The organism is Desulfarculaceae bacterium (genome assembly GCA_020444545.1).
Lineage (GTDB): Bacteria > Desulfobacterota > Desulfarculia > Desulfarculales > Desulfarculaceae > Desulfoferula.
Genome location: JAHLKT010000005.1, coordinates 117,781 through 136,908 on the forward strand (window position 1 = coordinate 117,781; position 19,128 = coordinate 136,908).

The 19,128-nt window shown below is 67.6% G+C and carries 16 protein-coding genes and 1 tRNA gene; 1 reads left to right on the forward strand and 16 read right to left on the reverse strand.

Annotated elements, in window-relative coordinates; translation table 11 throughout:
- Nucleotides 1-218 precede the first annotated feature (218 nt).
- The 8 genes from KQH53_15665 to KQH53_15700 all read right to left on the reverse strand — a co-directional run bounded on the left by KQH53_15665 (nt 219) and on the right by KQH53_15700 (nt 8,528).
- Nucleotides 219-986, reverse strand: a complete 768-nt coding sequence (locus KQH53_15665; GenBank protein MCB2228118.1) for an ABC transporter ATP-binding protein — start codon at nt 984-986, stop codon at nt 219-221.
- Nucleotides 986-1,774: an ABC transporter ATP-binding protein gene (locus KQH53_15670; protein MCB2228119.1), complete on the reverse strand. Its 789-nt coding sequence runs from the start codon at nt 1,772-1,774 to the stop codon at nt 986-988. The genes KQH53_15665 and KQH53_15670 overlap by 1 nt, the downstream gene beginning before the upstream one ends.
- Nucleotides 1,775-1,842: 68 nt before the next feature.
- Nucleotides 1,843-3,042, reverse strand: a complete 1,200-nt coding sequence (locus KQH53_15675) for an ABC transporter substrate-binding protein (protein MCB2228120.1) — start codon at nt 3,040-3,042, stop codon at nt 1,843-1,845.
- 64 nt (nt 3,043-3,106) lie between these two features.
- Entirely contained in the window at nt 3,107-3,982 is an 876-nt protein-coding gene (locus KQH53_15680) for a branched-chain amino acid ABC transporter permease (protein MCB2228121.1), read from the reverse strand.
- A 249-nt stretch (nt 3,983-4,231) separates the two neighbouring features.
- A complete protein-coding gene (locus tag KQH53_15685) occupies nt 4,232-5,281 on the reverse strand; it encodes a branched-chain amino acid ABC transporter permease (protein ID MCB2228122.1) in 1,050 nt (349 codons plus the stop codon).
- Nucleotides 5,282-5,306: 25 nt separating this feature from the next.
- Nucleotides 5,307-5,705, reverse strand: coding sequence for a DUF1992 domain-containing protein (locus KQH53_15690; GenBank protein MCB2228123.1), 399 nt, complete (start codon nt 5,703-5,705; stop codon nt 5,307-5,309).
- A gap of 128 nt (nt 5,706-5,833) precedes the next feature.
- Nucleotides 5,834-6,871: a GTP 3',8-cyclase MoaA gene (gene moaA, locus KQH53_15695; GenBank protein MCB2228124.1), complete on the reverse strand. Its 1,038-nt coding sequence runs from the start codon at nt 6,869-6,871 to the stop codon at nt 5,834-5,836.
- Between the two features lie 52 nt (nt 6,872-6,923).
- On the reverse strand, nt 6,924-8,528 hold the full coding sequence (locus KQH53_15700; GenBank protein MCB2228125.1) for a hypothetical protein: 1,605 nt from the start codon (nt 8,526-8,528) through the stop codon (nt 6,924-6,926).
- A 200-nt stretch (nt 8,529-8,728) separates the two neighbouring features.
- Between KQH53_15700 and KQH53_15705 the strand changes: the two genes are divergently transcribed.
- Nucleotides 8,729-8,804 (forward strand) — tRNA-Ala (locus tag KQH53_15705).
- Between the two features lie 140 nt (nt 8,805-8,944).
- Here KQH53_15705 and KQH53_15710 read toward each other — a convergent pair.
- The 8 genes from KQH53_15710 to KQH53_15745 all read right to left on the reverse strand — a co-directional run bounded on the left by KQH53_15710 (nt 8,945) and on the right by KQH53_15745 (nt 19,121).
- Complete coding sequence (locus KQH53_15710) at nt 8,945-10,528, reverse strand: molybdopterin-dependent oxidoreductase (protein ID MCB2228126.1); 1,584 nt, start codon at nt 10,526-10,528, stop codon at nt 8,945-8,947.
- A 48-nt stretch (nt 10,529-10,576) separates the two neighbouring features.
- On the reverse strand, nt 10,577-11,632 hold the full coding sequence (locus KQH53_15715; GenBank protein MCB2228127.1) for a (2Fe-2S)-binding protein: 1,056 nt from the start codon (nt 11,630-11,632) through the stop codon (nt 10,577-10,579).
- A gap of 4 nt (nt 11,633-11,636) precedes the next feature.
- Nucleotides 11,637-13,574, reverse strand: coding sequence for an FAD-dependent oxidoreductase (locus KQH53_15720; GenBank protein ID MCB2228128.1), 1,938 nt, complete (start codon nt 13,572-13,574; stop codon nt 11,637-11,639).
- Nucleotides 13,575-13,835: 261 nt separating this feature from the next.
- Nucleotides 13,836-15,968 (reverse strand): hydrogenase iron-sulfur subunit, encoded by a 2,133-nt coding sequence (locus tag KQH53_15725; GenBank protein ID MCB2228129.1) that lies wholly within the window; start codon nt 15,966-15,968, stop codon nt 13,836-13,838.
- A complete protein-coding gene (locus tag KQH53_15730; GenBank protein MCB2228130.1) occupies nt 15,965-17,194 on the reverse strand; it encodes an FAD-dependent oxidoreductase in 1,230 nt (409 codons plus the stop codon). Before KQH53_15730 ends, KQH53_15725 begins: the two co-directional genes overlap by 4 nt.
- Before the next feature lie 22 nt (nt 17,195-17,216).
- A complete protein-coding gene (locus KQH53_15735) occupies nt 17,217-17,996 on the reverse strand; it encodes a methylenetetrahydrofolate reductase (GenBank protein MCB2228131.1) in 780 nt (259 codons plus the stop codon).
- The gene (locus tag KQH53_15740; protein MCB2228132.1) at nt 17,989-18,666 is read right to left on the reverse strand and encodes a methylenetetrahydrofolate reductase C-terminal domain-containing protein; all 678 of its coding nucleotides are present in this window, start codon (nt 18,664-18,666) and stop codon (nt 17,989-17,991) included. The genes KQH53_15735 and KQH53_15740 overlap by 8 nt, the downstream gene beginning before the upstream one ends.
- Nucleotides 18,663-19,121, reverse strand: coding sequence for a hydrogenase iron-sulfur subunit (locus KQH53_15745; protein ID MCB2228133.1), 459 nt, complete (start codon nt 19,119-19,121; stop codon nt 18,663-18,665). Before KQH53_15745 ends, KQH53_15740 begins: the two co-directional genes overlap by 4 nt.
- Nucleotides 19,122-19,128: the final 7 nt, after the last annotated feature.

Consider the following 19,128-nt stretch of genomic DNA (forward strand, 5'->3'; position numbering starts at 1 on the left):
GACACTTGTCATTGCGAGGAGCGGCCTTCCAGCCGCGACGCGGCAATCTCTGCCCGTCAGCAGGCCCCATCAATACTGGCCCAAACGCCAGAGAGCAAATCTAGCCAATGTAGGGGCGGGGTTCATCCCCGCCCAAGAGCGCCGCGCCAAAACAAAAAGGGCGGGGATCAACCCCGCCCCTGCATTCCCATTTTCAAAACCCGCCTTGGCTGTGCCGCCTACCGCCAGCGCTTCTTTCTCTTATACCGCTGGTAACCCTTTACGCTCACCTCGGAGCGAATGCCCAGGTAGAACTCGCGCACGTCCTCGTCGGCCATTAGCTCATCGGGCGGACCGGCCAAGACGAAACGGCCGTTCTCCATCACGTAGCCGTGGTCGCAAACCTTTAACGCCATGGCCGCGTTCTGCTCCACCAAAAGGATGGTGGTGCCGTCCTCCTGGTTCACCTTCTGGATGGTGGCGAAAATCTCTTTGACCAGCAGCGGGCTCAGGCCCAACGAAGGCTCATCCAGCAGCATGATGCGCGGCTTCATCATCAGGGCCCGGCCGATGGCCAGCATCTGCTGCTCGCCGCCGCTCAGGTGGCCGGCCAGCTGCTTGGCCCGCTCGGCCAGGCGGGGGAACAACTCGTAGACCCGCTTCAGCTCGGCCCGGGTCTCGGAGCCCCGCCGGGTGTAGGCCCCCATTTGCAGGTTCTCCAGGACCGTCAGCTCCTCGAATACCTCGCGGCCCTCGGGCACGTAGGCCAGCCCCAGGTTCACGATGTCCTCGGTGTCCTTTTTGTCGATGCGCTTGTCGTCCAGCCAGATGGTTCCCTTGTCCGGCTGGTCCTCCAACATGCCCATGATGGTCTTGCACAGGGTGGACTTGCCCGCCCCGTTGGAGCCCAAAATGGCGGTGATCTTGCCTTCGGCCAGCTCCAGGGAAACCCCGCGCAGGGCCATGACCAGGCCGTAGAGCGTCTCGATGTTCTTGACCGTCAGCATCAGGCCGCTCCCGCCACCGAGTCTTCGCCCAGGTAGGCCTTGAGCACCTCGGGATGATTCTGCACCTCTTCGGGCTTGCCGTGGGCGATGGGCTCGCCGTAGTTGAGCACCATCACGTCGTCGGAAACCTCCATGACCAGGCGCATGTCGTGCTCGATCACCAATAGGGTGATGCCCAGCTCCTCCTTGATGTCGCCCAGCCAGATCATGAGATCCTGCTTTTCCTCCATGTTCATGCCCGCCACCGGCTCGTCCAAAAGCAGCACGTCCGGCTCGGTGGCCAGGGCCCGGCCCAGCTCCACCACCTTCTGGGTGCCGTAAGGCAGGCCGCCCACGAAACGGTCCCGCGCGTGTTGCAGGTCCAGAAAATCGATGATCTCCTCGACCTTCTGGCGGTGGGCTATCTCCTCGGCCGCGGCCTTGCTGCCCCGGCGGAAGAAGGTGCTCCCGCTCCAGACCCCGCCGCGCATGTGCAAATGGCGGCCCAGGAGCAGGTTGTCCATGGTGGACATCTTGTTGAACAGCTCGATGTTCTGGAAGGTGCGTCCCAGGCCCAGGGCGGCGATCTTGTAGGGCTTCATGCCGTTGATGCGCTGGCCCTTGAAGCGGACCTCGCCGCCGGTGGGCTTGTAGAGCCCGGTGATGCAGTTGAAAAGCGTCGTCTTGCCCGCGCCGTTGGGGCCGATCACCGCGGTGATGGAGCCCTGCTCCAGGCTGAGCGAAACGTGGTCCAGGGCGGTGATCCCGCCGAAGACCATGGACAGGTTGTCTATCTCCAGGATGGCCATGAAGCTCCCGGCTGTCTAGAGGCCCCGCCCGGAAGCCCGCGGGGGGCCTCCGGGCGGAGCTTGGTTTATCAGTCGATCTTGAGCCAGCCGGAGAGGCGCTTGCCCTTGCCGTAGGTGACCTTCTTGCCCTTGACCATCACGATGCCGGGCACGCACTTGGCCAGGAACACCTGCTTGATGCCCTGGCGGCGCTCGGCGCTGTAGGTGATGGGGCCCATGATGCCCTGGAAGTCCTTGAGGGTCTCCATGGCCTTGACGAAGTTGTCCACGCTCAGGTCCTTGCCCGCGCGCTTGATGCCTTCGACCATGGGCTCCACGAAGCCGAAGCCGGCATAGAAGAACACGCCCCAGCGCTCCTTGGGGGCGTACTTCTGCTGGGCCCGGTGATACTTGAGCATCAGCTTGTTGGTGCTGTCGGGCAGCTCGGCGAAGTTGCCGAAGATGGTGTCCTTCCACAGGCCCTTGGTGATCTTGAACATCAGGGCCACGTCGCTCAGGGTGGAGCAGGCCATCCACTGCGGGCGGTAGCCCAGCTTGGCCGAGGTGCCCAGCATGATGGCGGCGTGCTTGGGGTACACCCACATGATCACCGCGTCGGCCCCGGACTTCTTAAGCTTCATCACGTGGCTAGCCAGGTCGGTCTCGCCCACCTCCACCGGAACGTCGGCGGCCAGCTTCATGCCCCGCTTCTTCAGCTCGCGCAGGCATCCCTCCAGGCCGCCCTTGCCGTAGTCGTCGTTCTGGTAGAAGAAGGCGATCTTCTTCTTCTTCATGGTGTCGATGGCGTAGGCGGTGAGAATCTGGGCCTCATCCGGATACAGGGGATACACGCCGAAGATGGTCTTCTTGGGCGGCTGGGTCCAGTGCGGGCTGCCGGTGGCCATGCCTACCCAGGGGATGTTGTTCTTGATGATGTAGGGCATCACCGCCATGCCCGGGCTGGTGCCCACGCCGCAGGCAAAGCCCCAGATCTTTTCCTGCTCCCACAGCTCCTTGGCGATGGCCTTGGTGCGGTTGGGGTTGTAGCCGTCGTCGCGCAGGTAATACTTGATCTTGCGGCCGTTGATGCCGCCCTCGGCGTTAAGCAGGTCAAAGTAGACCCCGGTGCCCCGGGCCACCGCGCCCCACAGGGCGGCCGGGCCGGTCTGGGGGCCCCACTGCCCGATGCGGATCTCGGTGTCGGTTACGCCCTGCACCGGTCCGGCCCAGGCCGCGCCGGCCACGGCCAAGGCCGCGATCACCAGCGCCAATACCATAAACTTCTTCATGATCCCTCCTCCCATGAAATTAGCCTTGAAAAAAAGCCGTCGCGGCCGGCAACCCCCCGGCCGCTCAAACTTTGCGAACGTAATGCTTGGCGAAGAGCCCGCTGGGCTTCACGCACAGGATCAGCACGATGACCGCGAAGGCCACCACCGACTTGAACTCCACGGACACGTAGCCGCCGAAGAGGTTCTCCACCACCCCCAGGATGAACCCGCCCAAGACCGCGCCCACCAGGGAAGTCATGCCTCCCAGCACCGCGGCCGAGAAGCCCTTGAGCTGCGGGGTCCACATCAGGTTGGGGTCCAGGGTGTCGGTGGAGGCGATGAGGAAAGCCGCGCAGGCCCCCACCACCGAGCTCATGCCCCAGGTGAGCATCATGATGCGCCCCACCCGGATGCCCATGAGCCGGGCCGCCTGCTCGTTCTGCTGGGTGGCCTTCATGGCCACGCCCACCTTGGTGTAGCGGAAGAACAGGAACAAGAGGATCATCAGGGCGCAGGCCACCCCCAGGGTGACCAGGTTCAAGTCGCTGATAACCACGCCCCCGCCCAGCTCGTGCACCTCGAAGTCGCTGGCCGGGAAAGGGAAGCTCTTCTGGTCCGCGCCCCAGCGCCAGGAGGCGATGCCGTAGAGCATCATCTCCAGGCCCAGGGTGATGATGATCAGGCCCAGTAGGTTGGGCTCCTTGGCCCGGCGCAAAAAGGCGAACTCGATGAAAGCGCCCAGGGCGAAGGCGAAGGCCAGGGCCAGGGCAAAGGAAGCCCCAAAGCCCAGGCCGTAGTTGGTCATGAGCATGAAGGCCACGAAGGCGCTGAGCATGGCCATGTCGCCCTGGGCGAAGTTCAAGACTTCGCTGGTCTTGTAGATGATGACCATGGCCAGGGCCATGAGGGCATAGGTGGCCCCGATGGCGATGCCGCTGGTGATGAGCTGGCCTAGCAAATTTTCATCCCCTCCCCGGTCCCGGCCGCGCCAGCCACCGGCATACGGTGTTGCTGGCTGCGCTCGGGCCTCGACGTAGTTTCAGCTACGCCTGCGGCCCTCGCTTGCCAGTCGCCTTGTCTGCCGGCGGCTGGCTGTGCCGGGCCTGCACTCGGACAGTCCCTTATTTGATCGGCGCCTAATGCCCGGTGGCGCCTGTATCAATGTCCCTCCTCCGCTTGCGAACGACCTTCCCGCAATACCCGCTTTCTAGAAGGGCCAGGTCCGCCAGTAGATCTTGGTGCGTATCCAGAAGCCGTAGAGCCCCAGGGGCTCGAAAATGATGATCAGGACCATGATCAGGCCGAACACCACGTATTGCACGTTGGGCAGCCCGCTCAGGGTGAACACCTGCTGGCTAAGCTCGGTGAGAACCGGGCCCAGATAGGGCAGCTCGCCGATGCGGGCCAGCTCCTGCTGGAGCCAGGTGATGAGCAAGGCGCCCATGACCGAGCCCAGGATGGAGCCCAGGCCGCCCACCACCACCATGGCCAGGAACATGATGCTCACCATGATGTTGAAGGTGTGGGGGCTGATGAAGCCCAGCACGAAGGCCATGAGCCCGCCGCCGATGCCGGTGTAAAAGGCGCTGACCGCGAAGGCCAGGGTCTTGTAGTAGGTCAGGTTCACCCCGATGCACTCGGCGGCGATGTCGGAGTCGCGGATGGCCACGAAGGCCCGCCCCACCCGGGTCTTGGCCAGATTGCGCATGCCCCAGGCCAGGGCCACGCACACCGGCATGATCACCGCGTAGCGCCCCGCGTCCGAGTCGATGAGACCGCCGAAGATGAACAGCTTGGGCGACTGCAAGCCCATGTGCCCGCCCAGGAAGTCCAGGCGGCCCAGGATCTGGGTGATGGTCAGGCCGAAGCCCAGGGTGGCGATGGCCAGATAGGGGCCCTCCAGCCGGAGCGCGGGCAGTCCCAGGAGGAACCCGAAGCCCGCGCTGATCAGGCCGGCCACGGGCAGGGCGATCACAAAGGGCAGGCCCAGGTGCTGCATCAGGGCCAGGGTGCTGTAGGCGCCGATGGCGAAAAAGCCGGCGTGGCCCAGGGAGATCTGGCCGGTGTAGCCCACCAACAGGTTCAGCCCCAGGGCCACGATGACGTTTATGGCCATGAGGTTGACGGTGTAGATGTGGTAGGAGCCGACCAGGAAGGGGAAGACGGCCAGGGCGGCCAGCAGCGCGATCATCCAAAATACTTGCGGCCCGCTGTCCAGCAGACGGATGTCCTCATAATAGTCGCGCTTCATGTCCATGAGGGCGGGCTTCCTCCGAGGTGGATCAGGGCGTCTTTGGTTTGGAGGTCTTGGACCGGGTCAGGCGGTCGGCCACGCGGTCGGCGTAGTCGTCCTGGCTGAAGATGCCCGAGTCGGGCCGGGTGCGGCCCAGCTTCATGGTCAAATAGTTCAGCCGTTTCAGGGCCTGATAACGGGTCTTCTCGTCCGGCGCGTTGGCCAGCATGTCCTCGACCTGCATCAACTCTTTGCGGGATTCCAGCTCGGGGGGGGTGAAACCGGCGTTCTTGAGCACCTTGTAGGCCAGGCGCAGCTCCTCGGGCACGTTGGAGTCGTCCTCCAACTCGAGGGGTTGGCCCCGCCCGGGCAGGTCGGAGAAATCGCCGCGTTCGGCGGCCTCCTTGATGCGCTCCTCGGCCAGCTTACCAAAGATGTCAAATGCCAATGTGCGCTCCCTCCCGATGCGCGTGGCCCGCCCCTCCGGCCGCTCGCGGCGGGCGGGTAGGGCGCGCAAGAGATGTTAGCTTATAACTATCGGCTTTCGCAAGCCAGATCGGCCATGCCCGGGCGGAATCAGCCTCCCAGGCGGGACATGGCGCAGCCCGCGGCGTGGGCGCTCACCGGGGCCTGGTCGTGCTCCCGGGGTTTCATGCGGGCCGCCTCCATAAGGGCCTCGGCCAGCTCGGAGTCGTCGGCTCCCCGGCGCAGCAGGGGCCGAAGGTCCACGGCCAGCTCGGAGAACAAACAGGGCACCAGCTTGCCCTCGGCCGAGAGGCGCAGGCGGTTGCAGGTGGCGCAGAAGTGGCTGGACAGGGCGCTGATCACCCCCAGCTCGCCGGGAGCCCCGGCCAGGCGCATGCGCTGGGCCGGTCCGTCGCCGGGCCGGGCGGGCAGCATCTCCAGATCGCCCATGCCCCCCAGGCGGCGCACCACTTCCTCGGCCGAGAGGAAGCGCTCCTGCGAAAATGGCGTATTGCGCCCCACGGGCATGTACTCGATGAAGCGCACCGCCAGGGGCATCTCGCGGGTCAGCCCCGCGAAGTCCTCGATCTCGTCCTGGTTCACCCCGCCCAAGAGCACCACGTTGAGCTTGACCGCCATGCGGCCGCTGGCCAGGGCGGCCTCGATTCCCTGCCAAACCTTGGCCAGTTTGGCGGCCCCGTGTTCTTCGCCCACGCCGGTCACCCGGCCGTAGACCTCGGGCTTCAGGCTGTCCAGGCTCACGTTAACCGTGGACACCCCGGCCTCAAGGAGCAGCGGCAGGCGCTCGGTCAAAAGCAGGGCGTTGGTGGTCAGGCGAAGGTCCGGGCGGGGCTCTATGGCGGCCAGCTCGCGCAGCAGGCGGCCCAGGCCGCGCCGCAAGAGCGGCTCGCCGCCGGTCAGGCGTATCTTGTCCACCCCCAGGCTCACGGCCACCCGGGCCACCCGGGCCATCTCCTCCAGGCTCAGCACCTGGTCGTGGGGCAGCTTGGCGATGCCTTCGGGGGGCATGCAATAGGCGCAGCGCAGGTTGCACAGGTCGGTGATGGACAGGCGCAGGTAGTGCAGGCGGCGTCCGAAGGGATCGACCAGCTTAGGCGCGGCGGGGATGTGGGGACCGGGGCTGCTCATATGTTTTTCCAAGCATGCGGCGACCCAAGTTTAGCCCCCAGTTCCCGGGGCGTCAACGCGCCAGCATCCCCCGGTATCGCTCGATCATGTTGGTGAGCAGCTTGTAATGCCCCACCACCTCGCGCTCCACGGTGTTGGCCGGCTCGTTGGAGAGGTAGCGGCGGCGCAGGTAGGGGTTTTTCAGGTACCCCTCGCAGATGGTGAGCAGCTTGTCCAGCTGCTGGGGGTGGCGGGCGGCCAGATCCTCGCCCTCCTGGCCCAGGATGTGGGTGAGGATGATGAGTATCTGCACGTGCTTGAACTGGCGGCCAAAGGCGTCGGCCCGGTTCTTGACCAGCTTTTCGATCAGGCGCAGGCGGTGGGCCCACTTCACGTCCCGGATCGACTGGCGCGCCTCCTGGTGCAGATAGGGGTGGCGCTCCAGGTCGGTCCTTTGGGCCGGGTCCTCCAGATAAGAATAGACCACCTTGAGGCAGCGCTCGAACTGGTCCGAGCTGTAGTCGGCCAGGATGTTGCGGTGCTTGTGCAGCCAGGCGGTGAGAAACTTGAGCCGGGTGGAGGTGTCAACGGTGTTGCTCAGCCTCTCGCGGCCGGCGTAGATGATGCTGCCTTCGTACTCGCCGCGCACGATGTCCTGCAACACCAGCACCCGGTCCTGGCTGAGCCCCAGCACGTCCAGCCCGCCCAGGGCCTCACCGCTCTGGGGGTGGATCACCTCCTGGCCGGCCACGCTCATGGCGCGGTCCTCCAGCACGTTGGCCGGATGGTAGGCGTGCTGGGTGTAGTGCACCCGCACCAGGACCACCCGGCGCTTGGGGTCCACGTAATAGCCGCCCTCGGCCAGTTGCTGGTGCCCGGCCTTGGTGCAGCCTCCGGCGCTGACCAGGGCGGTCTTTTCCACCCGGGGCAGCCCGCCCTTGGCCCCCAGGCTGGTCAGGGTGGTTATGGCCCGGTCCGAGTGGCCCAGCACCTTGACCACGTAGCGCTCCCTGCGGCGGGTGAGCCGCCGGGCGAACAGGGCGGCCGAGGTGTGGCGCTCCCCGCAGATGGGGAAGCCGGTCTGCTCCATGAGAAAGTTATAAACGAACTGGCGGTTGTCCGCGTAGGACTGGTTGTCCCCGGCGATGAACTTGCCCACCCTCCGGCCGAAGCGCTTTATTTCGCCGTCCAGGTCCGAGGGAAACGAGGCGAACACCCCGGCCAAATGAAACTGGCCCTCCTGGTCGCGGGCCAACACATGCCCCCGGTCCATGGCCATGAGCATGGGCAGCAGCTGCACGTAGCGCCGCACCGGGGTGGGGCCGCCCAGGCCCAGGGCTTTCTCCATCTCCGGGGCCAGGTTGCGCGGCATGCGCCGCCGCAAGGTGGCCCGGTTGGCCGCGGCCAGGCTCCGGTCGGGCGGGTCGCCCTCGGCAAAAAACTGGTCGTACTGGAAGCCCTCGTCCTGATAGCTCAGGGCCCGGTCCAGCACAATCATGGAAAAGGCGGGCAAATCGCGGTGTTCGATGAGCGGAGCATCAAAGGGCGGGGCCAGCTCGGCCGGTTCCACCAGGGGATAATCCGGGGTGTAGGGTTCCAGAAGCCCTTGCTGCATATGGAGAAAATCGAGCACCTTGGACACCTGACCCAAGGTGCCGCCCGGTTTTTTTCGTTCCAAAAGCTCCCACAACCCCACATCGCCGACGCGGGCCCGAGAGAACCATTGGGGGGGCATTGATTTTCCTCCGAAATCACAATACGTTGTCTATAGGTAACATTATGGGCGCTTTGGGGTCAACGAAATGCGGGCCAAATACGCACTCCGGCCCGGCCAGACGTTGACAACCCCCCGTGGTTCTGATAGATAAAGAGCCCTCCGGGGCTGTAGCTCAGCTGGGAGAGCGCATGACTGGCAGTCATGAGGTCGTCGGTTCGATCCCGATCAGCTCCACCACGGATACCCAGGGCTTAGGTGCTTGCACCTAAGCCCTTTTTCTTGGGCGGCTCCGCCCGTTCGCCCGGCCTGGCCCCCCAAAAAAAACGCCCCAGCGGGAGCGTTCCCGCCGGGGCGTTGTGTTGGGTTTCGGTTAGAGCCTAGAGCTTCTCCAGCTTGACGGCGCAGGCCTTGTACTCGGCGGTCTGGGAGACCGGGTCGTAGACCCCGTTGGTCAGCCAGTTGGCGCAGGCCTCGCGGAAGTGGAAGGCCATCCACACCATGCCTTCCTGCACCTCGGGGGTCACCTTGGCGGTGAGCTCGATGGAGCCGCGCCGCGAGGAGAGCCGCACCCGCTCGCCGTTGGCGATGCCCAGCTTTTTGGCGTCGGCCAGGGAGATGTCGGCCGTCTCCTCGCCCAAAAGCTCGTTGAGCCCGCCGCTGCGCCCGGTCTGGGTGCGGGTGTGATAGTGGTAGAGCCTACGCCCGGTGCTGAGCACCAGGGGGTACTCCTCGTCCGGCACCTCGGCCGGCGGGGTCCACTCGGCGGGCTTGAAGTTGCCCAGCCCGCAGGTGAAGCAGCCGTCCTTGTGCAGGAACGGGGTGCCCAGGTGATCCAGGTCGGGCACCGGCCACTGCAAGCCGTCTCCCTCGATGCGGCTGAACTTGATGCCGGTCATGGACGGGGCCAGCATGGATACCTCGTTGTCCCAGATCTCCTGGCCGCTGTTCGACTCCCACTCCTGGCCCATGCGCTTGGCGATCTCCTTGAAGATCCACCAGTTGGGCTTGGCATCCCCGGGAGCCTCCACCGCCTTGCGCACCCGGTTCACCCGGCGCTCGCTGTTGGTGAAGGTGCCGTCGTCCTCGCTCCAGGCCGTGGCCGGCAAGACCACGTCCGCGAAGCGGGTGGTTTCGGTATGGAAGATGTCGTTGCACACGATGAACTCGGCGTGCTCCATGCAGTGCTCCACATGGGTGATGTCCGGTTCGGTGTTGGCCACGTTCTCGCCGAAGATGTACATGCCCTTGACCTTGCCGTCGCCCAGGCCGTCGAACATGGCCGGCATCATCATGCCCAGCTTGTCGTCCAATTCCACGCCCCAGGCCTTCTCGAACTTGGCCTTGGCGTCGGGGTCGGTGACCTTCTGGTAGCCGGGGTACACGTTGGGCAGCGCGCCCATGTCGCAGGCCCCCTGCACGTTGTTCTGGCCGCGCAGCGGGTTCACGCCGCCGCACTCGAAGCCCACGTTGCCCAGAAGCATCTGGAAGTTGGCGCAGGACATCACGTTGTTCACGCCGCAGGTGTGCTCGGTGATGCCCAAGGTGTACATGAGCATGGCCGGCTTGTTGGCGGCCATCAGGCGGGCCACCTCCACGATGGTCTCCGCCGGGATGCCGCTGATCTCCTCCGCCCGCTCGGGCGGGTAGTTCTCCACCGCGGCCTTGAGCTCCTCGAAGCCCACGGTGCAGCTCTTCACGTATTCCTTGTCGTAGAGGTCCTCTTTGATGAGCACGTGCATCAGCCCGTTCAACAGGGCGATGTCGCTGCCCACCTTGAGGGGCAGGTGCATGGTGGCAAACTCCGCCAGCGCGGTGCGCCGGGGGTCCACCAGGATCATCTTGGCCCCGTTGTTTACCGCGTTCTTCACGAACGTGGCCGCCACGGGGTGGGCCTCGGTCATGTTGGAGCCGATGATGAAGAACATCTTGGCCTTGTCAAAGTCGGCAAAGCTGTTGGTCATGGCCCCGGAGCCGAAAGAAGTCGCCAGACCGGCGACAGTGGGAGCGTGTCAGGTTCGTGCGCAGTGATCGATGTTGTTCGTACCGATCACCGCGCGGAAGAGTTTCTGCATGTTATAGGAGTCTTCGTTGGTGCTGCGCGCGCAGCTGACCCCGGCGATGGAGTCGGGACCGTGCTCCTTCTTTATCTCCATGAAGCGCTCGGCCACCAGGTCCAGGGCCTCGTCCCAGCTCGCCTCGCGGAACTCGCCGTTCTCCTTGATCAGCGGCGTGGTCAGGCGCTCGGGGCTGTGGATGAAGTCGTAGCCGAAGCGGCCCTTCACGCACAAACGGCCCCGGTTGGGCTGAGCGTCCTCCACGGCAGTGACCTTGATGATCTGGTTGTCCTTCACGTGCAGCCAGAGCTGGCAGCCCACCCCGCAGTAGGGGCAGGTGGTGCGCACCTTCTTGGTCTCCCAGGAGCGGCCCTTGCCCTTGGCCTTCTTCTCGGTGAGCGCCCCCACCGGACAGGCCTGCACGCACTGGCCGCAGTGGGTGCAGTTTTCGTAGTCCACCAGGGGGAACCAGCCCTTGTCCGGCTCCTGGTCCTGGCGCGGGCCCCAGGGGGCGGGGATGGCCAGGTTGACCTGCACCTCGTTGCAGGCCTGCACGCAGCGGCCACAGAGGATGCACTTGGAGAAGTCCCGGGTGATCACCGGGTAGTCATCGTCCAGGGGGAACTCCGCCTTGGCGGGCAGGGTCGCCGGGGCCTCCAGGCCGTACTCATAGGCCAGGGCTTGCAGCTTGCACTCGCCGTTGGCCTCGCAGAGCAGGCAGTTGTGCTCGCCGCTGGCCAGGAGCATCTCCAGGATGGCCTTGCGCGCCTCGGTGACGCGGGGGCTGTCGGTGATCACCTCCATGCCCTCGCCGGCCGGGGTGTCGCAGGAGGGCAGCAGCCGGTCGGCCCCGACCACCTCCACCACGCACATGCGGCACACCCCCGTCGGGGTGGCCTCGGCCAGGTAGCACAGGGTGGGTATCTTGATGCCGTTGGCCTGGGCCGCTTGCAGGACGCTTTGGCCCGGCTCAAAGGCTACGCTTTGTCCGTTTATTTTCATCTGAGCCATGATGCTAACTCCTCGTTGCGGCCGGGGCCACGGCGGCCACGGCCAGACGGTAGCAGCGCAGGCAGCGCTCGGCCTCCTTGCGGGCCTCGGCTTTGCTCGTGCCGCCCTCCACCTCGGCGAAGCTTTGCACGCGCTCACCGGGGTCCATGGTGGGGAGCTCCAGGCGCTCCCCTCGGCCGGGGAAGGCGAAGGTCTCGCTGGGGTCGTAGACTCCCAGGCCCTCCACCAACTTCTCCAAGAGGTGGCGCTCGCTCAGGGCGCAGGAGCCTGATTCCAGCTGCTGGGAGATGAAGCGGGCGGCCTTCTTGCCCGCGGCCAGGGCCCCGATCAGGGTGCTGGGCCCGGTCACGCAGTCGCCGCCGCCGAACAGGCTCGCGTCCTTGCTCTGGAAGGTCGCCTCGTCCACCACCAGGGTCTTCCAGTCGGTGACGTGCCTGGCGTCGGGCAAGACACAATCCACCACGCAGATCTGGCCCACCGCCGGGATGATGGCGTCGCACTCGATGACGAACTCCGAGCCCTTCACCGGCACGGGCCGCCGGCGTCCCGAGGCGTCGGGCTCGCCCAGTTCCATTTTCAGGCACTCCAGGCCGCTCACCTTGCCGTTCTCGGCCAAGACCTTGGTGGGCGCGATGAGGTAGTGGAACTCCACGCCCTCTTCCTTAGCCTCTTTGATCTCCACCGGATCGGCGGGCATCTCCGCCTCGGTGCGGCGGTAGAGCAGGTGCACCGTGTCGAAGCCCAGGCGGCGGCCGGTGCGCACGCAGTCCATGGCCACGTTGCCCCCGCCGATGACCAGCATCTTCTTGCCCTCCAGGGGTTTCTGGCCGCGCGAGGCCTTGGCCAAAAACTCCACGCCGGTCATGAAGCACTGGTGCCCGGCGTCCTCGCCCTCGCAGCGCATGGAGCCCGCCTCGGGCGCGCCCACGCCGATGAACACGGCCTGGTAGCCATCCTTGCCCAGCTCCTCCAGGGTGATGTCCTCGCCCACGCGCACCCCGTAGCGGATCTCCGAGCCCATGCGCTCCACCTGGGAGGCCTCGAAGCCGATCACCGAGCGGGGCAGGCGGTAGGTGGGAATGCCGAAAGCGGCCATGCCGCCCGGGGCTTCCTGGGCCTCGAAGATGGTGCTCTTGTAGCCCAGCTGGCCCAGGTAGTAGGCGCAGGAAAGGCCCGCCGGCCCGGCGCCCACCACCGCGATTTTGGCCTGTTTGTGCGCGGCCGGAGCCTCCGGCGGAGCGATGGCTCCGGCCATCTCCTCGTCGGCCAAGAAGCGCTTGAGCGAGCGAATGGCCAGAGGTTCGTCCAGGCGGGAGCGGCGGCAGTTGGCCTCGCAGGGGCGCACACACACCCGGCCGATGGTGCCGGGCATGGGGCAGTCGCGCCGCACGGCGGCCATGGCCTTGTCCAGGTTGCCCAGGCGGATGCCCTCGATGTAGGCCGGCACGTCCACGTGGGAGGGGCAGGCGTTTATGCAGGGCGCGGTGACCAGGGTCTCGTACTGGCCCCGCTCCACCGGCTCCCCGGCCGCGATGGCCGCCTCGAAGGCGTCGCGCCGGGCGGCCAGCAGGTCGGCCAGGGGCTTGGCCAGGGTGCGGCCGATGTCGCAGCGGGCGGTGTCGCTGATCTGGGCGGAGAGGGTCTCCAGGGTGGCTAGGTCGGTGGGCAGGCCCTGGCCGGCGCAGATGCGGCCCATGGCCTCGGCCAGGCGCTGGGTGCCCAGGCGGCAGGGGAAGCACTGGCCGCAGGACATGTCCCGGGCCAATTCAACATAGGCTCGCGCCAGATCCACCGGGTTCACCGAGGGGTCTATCACCTCAACGCCCTCCGAGCCCATCACGGCCCGGATGGCGCCTTGGGCGGCCGCTTTTTCCAGCGCCGCCGCGGCCAGAGCCTCCCGGTGGGGAGGCCGCCGCCAAGTGTGTAATTCGGTATCAGACATCAGATGGCTGACCTTTCCTTAGCTGTTGGTCACGTTGTTCACAAAGGCGGCCCCACCAGGGCGGACCCGGGGGCGCACTTGAATTTATTTCGCGCACTTAGGCGTTGAAGCCCAATAACCACGCCCTGGGGCGGCGGGGCGGGAACCCAGCCCGGGGAGGGTAGGGCAGTCGCCTTAAGGCATACCATTTCCCACCCGTCATTGGGAAGAAGCAAAGGGCCATTTTGCGTATTTTTTCACAGGGCGTTGAGGGCGGCGGAACTAGCTCACAATCGCGAAGGTGTCATCCATCTCCAGGGTGAAGCGGCCGAGCATCTCCCGCACCCGCGCGCTGGTCTTGAGCGGGCTGGGCCCCAGCTCGCCCAGGGCCTCGGCGGCCCGCTCCACCGCCCGCATGGCCTCCCGCGCCTGGCTGGGGGCCACCCCGGCCCGGAACAGGCGCTCCGCCCCCAGGCCGCTTTCGGCCAGCAGGTTGCCCAGGTGCTCCCAGCGCCGCGCGGCCCAGGTGTTGCCGCCCAGGGACTGGCAGGCGTCCGGGTGGCAGGCCAGCATGAGCACCCCGTCGAAGCCCCGCCGCAGGCCTTCCAATACCATGTCCAGGTCCACCTTGCCCGCGCAGGGCACCCTGACCACCCGCGCCCCGGAGGGCAGGGCCGCGCCGCTCAGGCGGGCGGCGTGCAGGGCCGGGGCCGCGCTGTTGGCGCAGGCCAAGACCAACAGGCCCCGTTCCGTGGCCGGGCCCAGGCCGCTACTCCGGCCCCCGGCCGCGCCTATCTCCCTTTCGTAGCGTTGGTCCTCCAGGCCGGCGATCTGGATCGCCTCCATGGGGCACTCCGCCGCGCAGGTGCCGCAGGCGGTGCACACCAGAGGGTTGCTCAGAGGCCTGCGGTGCAGGCGGTCCATGGCCCCCTGGGGGCATACCCGCACGCAGGTGAGGCAGATGGTGCAGCGCTTGCGGTCCACGCTCACCCGGCCGGTCTGGGCCAGGGGCTCGCCTTGGCCCAGCAGCTCCCGGGCCTGCCGCGCCGCCTCGGCCGCCTCGTCGGCCCAGCGGCCGGGCTCACCCTGGCCCCGGGCTGGGCCCACCAGCCACACCCCGCCCCGGCCGCTGGCCACGGGCAGGGCGCCCACCCCCTCGGGCTGCAAGGAGCCGTCGCGCCCCACGCCCAGGCCCAGGGTATGGGCCAGTGCGGCGTAGGCCGCGTCCGGCACGGACACCTGGTCCACGGCCAGCAGGTCGAACTCGTCGGCCATTACCCGGCCCAGGATTTCCTCGTCCCACTCCAGGGCCAGGCGCGCTCCGCCCTCAGCCGCCCGCAGGCCGCCCTGGGTGAACTTGACCATCACCACGCTTTGGGCGCGGGCCTCCTGGGTCAGGGCCTCCAGCCCCGGCCCGGCCACCTTGGCGTTGCCCGTGAACAGCACCACCCGGTTGGCCGGGTTCCCGGCCAGCTCCATTGCCGCCTGCACCGCCGCGCGCAGGGTCAGGGGGTCGGATTGCTTAGCCAGCCCCACGGCCAGGGCCACCTTGAGCGGCCCCTCTCCCAGGCGCTTTTTCAGGTGCTCCGGCGCGGCGCTGAGGCCCACCAGCTCGCTGAGCGACACCACCCGCTCGCCGGGCGCGATGCCCGGGGGCAGGTTGAGGGCCTGGGGCGGCCCCTGGGCCACCACCACTCCGCCCAGCTCCACCTGGTGGCTCTCGCCGCCCCGATCCTGGATGCGGGCTCTGAACTGCCCCGCCGTGCCGCTCAGGGACAGCAAACGACCCTGGCGGAACAGGCTCAATCCCTCGGCCTCTTCCAGGCCATGGGCCAGCTCGGCGGCTCGGGCGGCCGCCTCGGGCCCCAGCAGGGGCTCGGGAGGGGCCAGGCGCTTGCCGGGGCTGAGCAGAGCCACCTGGTAGCCCGCGTTCAGCATCTCGCGCGCGGCCAGAAGCGCGGCCAGCCCCGCGCCCACCACCAGCACCCGGGTGCTCACCGGCATTTCTTCCAGAGCCAGGGCCGGGCTGAACTCCAGGCCGCACAGGGCCTGGTCCAAGGCGGCCGACGCGCCCGGCGCCACCGCGCAGGCCCCGCTGGCCTGCCCCTCGGGTTTGGCGCAGAGGTCCAGCACCGTGGCCATCTCCGGGTCCAGGCCCTCGGCGGCCAAGGCCCGGCTCAGGCTGCCGGGATGGTGCAGCAGGGGGCAGGCTCCCACCAGCGCCGCGCTGAGCCCCAGCTCCTTGATGCGCCTGGCGATGGCCGCCGCGCCCTCGGCCTGGCAGCTCTGGGCCACGGTGAACACCGCGTCCGAGGTGGCCTCCGCCGCCCAGCGCAACTGCTTGAACTCCAGGGAATCGGCGGTTCCCCGCCCGCCCTGGCACAAGAAGACGCCCACCCGGCCCGCCGTGCTCATGGCCGCATCTCCTCCAGGTAGCCCAGGGTCTGCTCCACCGCCCGCCCGGCCGAGGCCACCGCCTCGGCCACGTCCATGGGCCCCAGGGCCGTGCCGGCCAGGAACACCCCCTCGCGTTCGCCCCCGGCCAAGAATCCCGCCCCGTCCAACTCCGCCCCGGTCAGCTCGGCCAGGGCCTGGTTGGCCGGGTTGGGGCTCAGCCCCACGCTGAGCACCACCAGGTCGAAGGGCTCGCTCACCGGCGGCTGCCCCTCGCCGGGCTGGTATTCCACCCGGAGGCCGCCGCCGGGATGGGCGTACACGTCATAGGGCATGGAGCGCACCAGGCGCAGTTCGCTGTGGGCCGCGTCCAAAAACTCATCCACCGCGTGGCCGAAGCTCTGCAGGTCCATGTAGAACATGGCCACCTCGCAGCCCTGGCGGCCGCTCAGGGCCCGGCCCAGGCGCAGGCCGTAGCCGCAGCACACCCGCGAGCAGTAGTTGTTGCCCGCCACCTCCCGCGAGCCCACGCACTGGATGAAGGCCACCTTGCGGGCCAGGCGGCCGTCGCTGGGCCGAAGGGCCAGGCCCTCGCGCCTGAGCATCTCTTCCAGCTCCAGGGCGGTGATCACCTCCGGGAAGCGGCCGTAGCCCAGGCGCTGGCGCGGGGTGGGGTCAAAGGGGGTGAACCCGGTGGCCAAGACCAGGGCCGACACCTCCAGCTCGCTCTCGCTCCCCTGGCGGCCGAAGTCGATGGCCTCCTCGGGGCAAACATCCCGGCACACCGTGGAGCGGCCGTCCTTGAAAAACAGGCACTGCTCCGGGTCGATGGCCAGGCGGGGGGCTTCGGCGGCCAGGCGGGGACGCCGTATGGCCCCGTCTTCCAGGGCGGGGCAGGCCTCCAGGCACAGGCCGCAGGCGGTGCAGCGCTCCTGGTCGATGTAAGCCGGGCGCTGGGCGATCAGGGCGCGAAAGCCCCCGCCCGACTCGCTGAGCCGTTTCACCTCGGCCCGGCGGTGCACGGTTATCAAGGGATGCCCGGGCAGGGCGGCCAGGCGGGGCTCGGAGACGCAGCCGTTGCACTTGAGGCACTGCTCGGCGGCCTTGCAGGCCAGCCAGGCGGCGTGGCCCCCCAGAAAGTCGTCGCGCTCCACCAGGTGCACCGGCACCCCTTGCCCGGCCAGCTCCAGGGCGGCGGTGGCCCCGGCCACCCCGCCTCCAATCACCAAGACCTGTTTCTCAGCCATGCTCGCGGCGCTCCTTAACGGCTCATAGCCCCAATTGGCCGGCCAGTTCGGGCAGGCGGCTCTGCTTCTCCGGGCAGGACAAATGCACCCCTGCGGCCAGACCCTGGCCCTTCATCTCCCCCACCAGCTCCCGGGCCCAGGCCGGGTCGTCCTCCGGCCCCAGCTCCACCCCGGCCAACACCCGCTCCCGCGCCACGTCCGCCTCGGCCAAAAGGGCCGCCAGGCCCTCGGCGCTTTTGATGGGCTTGGTGATGAAAAACTCCGCTCCGGCCCGGGACTTCTTGTTCAGCTTGATAGCCTGCATGGCCATCAAGGCGCTGTCCGGGGCCAAGACCGCTCCCAAATAAAACTCGGCCTTGCCTTCGATCTCCCCGGCCAGGTCGCGGCCTTGGGCCAGCTCCGAGGCCAGCATGAGCGCCTGTACCGAGTCCAGGTCGTACACCGGCTGGGAGCCTGGCTGGTCGCCCAGGGTGGTGAAGTCGCCGCTGACCAGGAGCAGGTTTCGCACCCCGCCCGCGGCCGCGGCCAGCATCTCGCTGGTCAGGGCCAGGCGGTTGCGGTCGCGGCAGGTGAGGGTCACCACCACCTCGGCGCCCGCGTGCCTTATGAGGTGATGCGCGGCCAACACCGGGCTCATGCGGGCCTTGGCGCCCCGGTTGTCGCCCAGCACCAAAGCGTCGGCCTTCTCGGCCAGAGCCCCGGCCAGCTCGGTGAGGGGCTTCAGGTCCGGGCCCCGGGGCGGGTCCAGCTCCACGGTCAGGACGAACTTGCCACCCTGCATGGCCTCGGCGAGCTTACTCATGGGCGCTGTACCTCCGTTCATAGGCGGGATGCACCTGTTTGCCGGGCAGGGCATTGCGGCGGTCGCGGGCGGGCACGATGTCCTCGAGGCCCCCAAGGCGGCCGGTGCGCTCCAGGCGCGCGGCGATCAGGGCCCAGGCGCAGTCGCGCTCCGGGTCGGTCTCGCACTTGCCGTCCTCGCCCCCGCCGCAGGGGCCGTTGAGCATGCCCTTGGGGCACAGCGTCACCGGGCAGATGCCGCCGGTGAGGGTCAGCACGCAGTCGCGGCAGGAGCGGCACTTCTCCTGCCACACCCCCACGTCGTCGTTGATGCCGATGAAGGTGGTGTTCACCCCGGCCAGCACCGGCACCTCGGGGTACTGCTCGGCCAAAAACTGGATGCCCGCCCCGCAGGCCAGGGAGAGCACCGCGTCGGCCTGTTCCACCTGGGGAGCCAGCTCCTCCAGGAACTCCCGGTCGCACTGGCGCTCCACGCAGCCCACGCTGAAGGCCTGCTCCCGCTCGCCCAACTGGGCGGCGATGTCCAGCTGGGCGGCCAGGATGCCCGCCTCTTTTTCGCCGCCGGTGAGGCAAACCGCCACGCAGGTGCCGCAGCCGGCCACCAGCACCCGGCGGAAGCCCGCCACGGACTGGGCTATCTCCTCGAACGGCTTTCGCTCCGCTACGATCATGCCGACAGCTCTCTTTCGCCTTGCGCCGCTGCCGCCGCCCGGCGGCCGCGCAAGGGGTTGGGTCCAAGTTCCAAGGCGCGGCGGGTCATCATGGAGACCGCCTCGGCCCACTTGGGCGCGTCCGAGGCCCCGATGTGGAACATCTCCAGCCGGTCCCCGCCCAGGCCCAGCTCGTCCAAGAGCGCCTTGGCGTGGGCCACCCGTTCCTTGGCCCTGAGGTTGCCCTCCAGAAAATGGCAGTCCCCGATCTCGCAGCCCGAGACCATCACCGCGTCCGCGCCGGCCCGAAAGGCGGCCAGCAGATACATCACGTCCACCTTGCCGGTGCACAGAAGCTTGATCACGCGGACGTTGGGGGGGTATTGCAGGCGCATGGAGCCTGCCATGTCGGCGGCGGTGTAGGTGCAGTAGGTGCAGATCAGGGCCAGTATCTTGGGCTCGTATTTTTCACCCACTTGGTTT

Coding starts and splice junctions, on each gene's coding strand:
- KQH53_15665 (MCB2228118.1), bottom strand. CDS start 986: ATGCTGACGGTCAAGAACATCGAGACGCTCTACGGCCTGGTCATGGCC.
- KQH53_15670 (MCB2228119.1), bottom strand. CDS start 1,774: ATGGCCATCCTGGAGATAGACAACCTGTCCATGGTCTTCGGCGGGATC.
- KQH53_15675 (MCB2228120.1), bottom strand. CDS start 3,042: ATGAAGAAGTTTATGGTATTGGCGCTGGTGATCGCGGCCTTGGCCGTG.
- KQH53_15685 (MCB2228122.1), bottom strand. CDS start 5,281: ATGGACATGAAGCGCGACTATTATGAGGACATCCGTCTGCTGGACAGC.
- moaA (MCB2228124.1), bottom strand. CDS start 6,871: ATGAGCAGCCCCGGTCCCCACATCCCCGCCGCGCCTAAGCTGGTCGAT.
- KQH53_15710 (MCB2228126.1), bottom strand. CDS start 10,528: ATGACCAACAGCTTTGCCGACTTTGACAAGGCCAAGATGTTCTTCATC.
- KQH53_15715 (MCB2228127.1), bottom strand. CDS start 11,632: ATGGCTCAGATGAAAATAAACGGACAAAGCGTAGCCTTTGAGCCGGGC.
- KQH53_15720 (MCB2228128.1), bottom strand. CDS start 13,574: ATGTCTGATACCGAATTACACACTTGGCGGCGGCCTCCCCACCGGGAG.
- KQH53_15725 (MCB2228129.1), bottom strand. CDS start 15,968: ATGAGCACGGCGGGCCGGGTGGGCGTCTTCTTGTGCCAGGGCGGGCGG.
- KQH53_15730 (MCB2228130.1), bottom strand. CDS start 17,194: ATGGCTGAGAAACAGGTCTTGGTGATTGGAGGCGGGGTGGCCGGGGCC.
- KQH53_15735 (MCB2228131.1), bottom strand. CDS start 17,996: ATGAGTAAGCTCGCCGAGGCCATGCAGGGTGGCAAGTTCGTCCTGACC.
- KQH53_15740 (MCB2228132.1), bottom strand. CDS start 18,666: ATGATCGTAGCGGAGCGAAAGCCGTTCGAGGAGATAGCCCAGTCCGTG.